This is a genomic window from Streptomyces sp. P9(2023) (genome assembly GCF_032436795.1).
Lineage (GTDB): Bacteria > Actinomycetota > Actinomycetes > Streptomycetales > Streptomycetaceae > Streptomyces.
Window position 1 is genome coordinate 1 of sequence record NZ_JAUPWM010000757.1, and the last position, 245, is coordinate 245.

Below are 245 nucleotides of genomic sequence, written 5' to 3' on the forward strand. Positions count from 1 at the left end.
GCTATAGCGTCAACGGCGGCTTTGCCGACTATACATTGGCAGATGCAGGCTATGTGGGGCGCCTGCCGGAGTCAGTGGATTTCATCGATATCGCTCCGGTGCTGTGCGCTGGGGTGACGGTCTATAAAGGCTTGAAGATGACCGACACTCGCCCGGGCCAGTGGGTGGTGATCTCCGGGATTGGTGGGCTGGGGCACATGGCCGTGCAGTATGCCAAGGCCATGGGGCTGAACGTCGCAGCGGTG

At 61.2% G+C, this 245-nt stretch carries 1 pseudogene; it reads left to right on the plus strand.

Annotated features, from left to right (window positions below):
- Positions 1-245: pseudogene (locus Q5762_RS39345) on the plus strand (zinc-dependent alcohol dehydrogenase); the annotation flags it as partial.